The sequence below is a fragment of the Zwartia vadi genome (assembly GCF_030410375.1).
GTDB lineage: Bacteria > Pseudomonadota > Gammaproteobacteria > Burkholderiales > Burkholderiaceae_B > Zwartia > Zwartia vadi.
This window is the reverse complement of record NZ_JAUHHE010000030.1, coordinates 1-4,498: the sequence shown is the minus strand read 5'-3', so window position 1 is coordinate 4,498 and position 4,498 is coordinate 1. Positions and strand designations below refer to the sequence as shown.

3 protein-coding genes are annotated in these 4,498 nt (G+C 40.5%); all 3 read right to left on the bottom strand.

Features of this window, described 5'->3' with window-relative positions:
- Positions 1–257 precede the first annotated feature (257 nt).
- Positions 258–731, bottom strand: a complete 474-nt coding sequence (locus QWY27_RS15120; RefSeq protein WP_290199267.1) for a hypothetical protein — start codon at positions 729–731, stop codon at positions 258–260.
- A 471-nt stretch (positions 732–1,202) separates the two neighbouring features.
- Positions 1,203–3,845, bottom strand: coding sequence for a DNA polymerase (locus QWY27_RS15115; protein ID WP_290199266.1), 2,643 nt, complete (start codon positions 3,843–3,845; stop codon positions 1,203–1,205).
- Positions 3,846–4,047: 202 nt separating this feature from the next.
- Entirely contained in the window at positions 4,048–4,314 is a 267-nt protein-coding gene (locus QWY27_RS15110) for a hypothetical protein (protein WP_290199265.1), read from the bottom strand.
- Between the last annotated feature and the right edge of the window lie 184 nt (positions 4,315–4,498).

The following is a 4,498-nucleotide window of genomic DNA, read 5'->3' as shown; positions in this document are numbered from 1 at the left end:
GAAATCCGACCCCATTCCAGTTTGAACTACCTGACCCCTCGAGAATTCGTGGGAACACTGACTAATGAATTAACAACCCAGGCCAGAATTTCTAGTTACCACTGGTAGGAAATTCCCGGACAGGTCAGTACTTGTTATGTGTTAACAGTTTCTTACTTTTTTTGACCCATTAATTCTGCTAGTAAAGATTAAAATTTTCATAAAAAAAAAGGACATGATTAATCATGTCCCACGTGCGCTACATAATTGCTAATTTTTTAGATTGGTATACCAACCCATCTGAAAGATGTCATCAAGGTGTTGTCCTTGAATACTTCCTTTATAAACAGCTCAGCTGTGGATACTTCTCCATAGGCTCTGCCATTTTTGTATTCTACATTTGTCATTTCCATGTAGTCTTGAATGCTTCCCTCAGCATACCGAAATATTGTTTCCTTTCGTTCTGAAAAGTTACGAATTTTGGCAATTGATTTCATGTAATCCGTACTCTCCATGAGATAGGCAGCAAACAGAGGCGCAACCCTATCCTCAGCAACATATTCCAGCTTTATATAAGAGCCGTGCTCATCATCTTTCCGCTGCGTTTTGACACAAATTTCTACTGGCTGTCCATTGATAACGCTTTCAACTGAAAACGAGCCATTTTCATCAAGTTCATTATTAACAAACAAATCTACTTGTTCTTTGGTACCGTAAAAAACAATGGTTTGAGCCTGAGGTTTTTGATTCACTTTTATCCCCTAAGTTGTTGAATACTGTGATGTTTTATTGCTTGTTCATCACAATATAAGTATCTCAGGATAGTGATATAAAACACATTCTCTTAAGAAATGTATCATCTTATGTGTTAATAGTTTTTCTAAAGTTCTCAACCCAAACTGGATCTCTTTTTAAGAAGATAAGCCTCGTGTAACCTCAGTAAAAGTACCCTATGGGTGGAGAAACGAAACCTTTACTGAAGTAGTCGTTTTTGAGTGTTGTTTGTTGATTTAATTGATGTGATTTATTTTTATCGATTTAAAATTCATCAATTAAATCAATGGGTTATATCTGTGCTTCAGTAAAAGTGCTCTATGGGTGGAGAGTCGAAACTTTTACTGAAGCTAATGTCCTACTGAATCTTGATCTGTTGTGATTTCCAGTTTGAATACAGGATTGAGACGAAGTCTGTTGGGGATGCAATCCCCAACTACATGAACCCTTCAAAACCGAATCGTAACGGAATCCCTGTTTTTTGTCTTCATCAACAACATATTCATCTTGAGTTTCGGAAAAGATTGTTTGACCTGATTCAACAGTCGAATGGTTGTTGTTGTTGGTGGACAGGTGTGTGGTTCAAAAGGTTTTTTCTTCCCGTTTTCAACATCCGCTCTTTTGCATGGAATACCCATTGATTCCAACAACTCTGCAAACTTTCGAGCTGTCATGCTTCTGGGTTGCTTGATACCTGCTTCCTCATGCTGCCAAGCCGAACAAAGTGCTTGTCTTAAACGATTAATATCTGGTTTGTCCTTACGAAGATACTTTGCCTTCTCAGGTGATAACGCTCGACACTCAACGTAATCAGCAAATTCATCGAAATTCTCACGATTCTTGATGCAATGTGGATCACCTTTTGTGTATTCGTTCCACATCAATCGAACTTGTTTGAATTGATCTACATTTTTCCAGGGTCTTGTTGAGAAGTAAATGTGGTCGAACTCAGTGTTTGTATCAACATAATCTGGTTGTCGCTTCCAGTCGTACTCCATACTCAATCGTTTGTTGATCTCTTTGGGAACAAGATCGGCATCATGTTCAACGATATCCCGAATCCCAGTTAAAGACTGCACTCGAATCATCGTATCGGGCTGGCGTTTGAAGAACTGTTCGATCACTTCTTTGTTTTGTTGTGCCGTTGTTTCAGACTCAGGTCTAGTAAATAATCCACCCTTCGCAAGAACAATCCCCATTGGATCGTCTAACAGTGACTCCTGCTGTCGAAGTGTTGCCTGCCCCCGAGTTCTCCAACCTAGAGGTTGTCTGATTTCATGTTTGATCTCTACCATTTGCTCATCACCCGTAAGTAACTTACGTGCTTCGCTATAGATGGTGCATATTGTTCCATTAGAGATATTTGGTATTCTTTCCTTTGGTTCATTGGTGATAAATCCATCTGTAGTACAACTAAAAACAATCGAGTTTTTATCAGTTGAATTCATGATTTCACCCAACACTGCCCGTACAAAGGACGTGATGTATGCGGCAAAGCATGGATTTGTAATCCTGCTGGGTGGCAGGGGACGAGTATCTTGATCTCGCATGTCATAGACACGTTTTTTATGTAACCCCTGAGCTGTTTTACCGTATGTTGAGTTGCTGATCTCTTTCCAGAACAATCCTTCGAGTGTTTTTGAACCCGCTATATTTCGCTTTTCAATACACTTTTTGATGAACTCACCAAAGATTGGTATTGATTGATCAGTTGGAATAATCACACCACGTCGAATCTGTATCCGACAACCCAACTCTTTGGCTACAAAAATCTCTGGTGCGGCACAATAACAAGTTCCTTCCAACGGAAAGATCAATCCATTATCTGTTCGAACTGGTAGGGTTGGGTATCGAGTTCCCTCGGGAAACTTGAAATCAACCCATGCAAAACCTAACGTGATTGGTGTGAAGTCATCTAATTTTATGGATTCTCGAATAGCTTTCCAATTAGGAAGTCCGATCAATGACATTGCGGTTGGATATGCACTCGCAAGATCGATGTCAATCCAATTATCATCTAAACCTGGACCAAACCAGTTTTGTTCGTTTCTTCCCCCGTGGTAACACTCTGTAATGAACGGGATATGATGCGACAGCTCCTCAATGTCGACTTCAACCTTCTTTTGGGTGTAATGCCCACTCTTTTTATTGAAAACAGACTTGGAAATCTTTTCTTTACCAAGAGCAGACAAATGATCGATACAAAGATCCTCAGCCCAACTTTTAAGCAATAAGTCGACACCAATTGATGTGAGTGTCACGGGAACTTTCTTCTTCCCCGTTACAGCTTCGTATTGATCAATGATTTTCTCGATGTAGCGTACACATATCGTTGCATCCATCAAAGCATATTGTCTGTAGATCTCCCAACGATCTCGACGAACTTCATCCATTCTTTCAATCAAATTCTTGTGGATTACTGGATCTGGATCTAATTGCACTTTTGGATGTCCTACAAGATCACCAATTGCTCTTAAGCTTTTTGATGCTTGTGGTGTAAGCAACATGGTGTCTCGTAGGATGATCTTAAGCTTTACGACATCATCAGTTGATGACTTTAATTGAATCGGGATGTACTGCTCAATTGATAGAAAGGTGTTACGAACGCTAGACAGATATTCTGTCTGTGATTTGAAATCTTCAAATGCAGGGATGTCAGCTCTGGTGAAATGACCTACAAGGAAAATGTTTGTTGGGAGTTCTTTGATTTCATATTCGTTGGCACCTTTGCCCAATATAAAGATCATGAATTCAGCAATCGTGATCCTTTCATCTCCTTCCGTACAGCAGATCCCCTGCCATTCTTTTCCATCGCTTGTCTTGGCATGGAACTGGTAAGAAAGAACACGGTATTTTGCTATCCCAGCTGCAACATCTTGTGGGTTCACGAGGTAATCAGGTGTCTTAAATTCTGTATCAAACCCAACAATCAAATAGGGTGTTGACATCATCCCTTTCATTTTTGCTTCGTCAGGAGATGGTTGCCAAAAATCATCTTCAGCGAGTGTGAAGGTTGTTGGCGTTGCTCCTAATTCTGGAGGCGTTTCGTAAACAGATACCGATACTTGTGTGGTAATTGATGTACTACTCATTACTGATCCTTTATTGCCGAGTCCATGGCGGTGTTACCTAGAACGTGGGGATCAGATTTGGACTCGACATCCTCGTTCTTGGGTAACACCAAAAGGTATTTATACGATTCAAAAGCAGTAATCCGTTGTATTCCATCTTAAGGTATTCAATATGGAATGGATCGTTCTGCTGAATGAAACAATCGGGATTACATCCGTAAATTCAATGATGTTTCATTTCACGTCTCATGTTGTAGTAGTAGGTGACGGCACCACGACTAGACAAATCAACACCATGAATGATTGCGTACCAGATGGTTTCTCTGGGTTGTGATGATAGTTTTGGGTAAATTTGACGCACTGAATCGATTTTGGTTGACCCAAGTGCAATTGCATTCTGAGCAAGTTCGATGGATTCCCGAACCAATGGGGTGATTTCGACCTGTACTTCATGTCCGACATGTAATGTGATGGTGTCAAACGTTCTCACGATATCTCCTGTATTGAGACCACTTTCCCCTGACCTCAGATTAAGGTCAACGGTAAACAACCACAGTCCATTTCGACGAGAAGACAAAGAAGCACACTTTGCATGTCACGTTCTCTGAGGCAACGCAACGAGTCATCAACACAATCAGGGAAAGGAAAAGTTCCTCTGCAAACAACGGGAATCA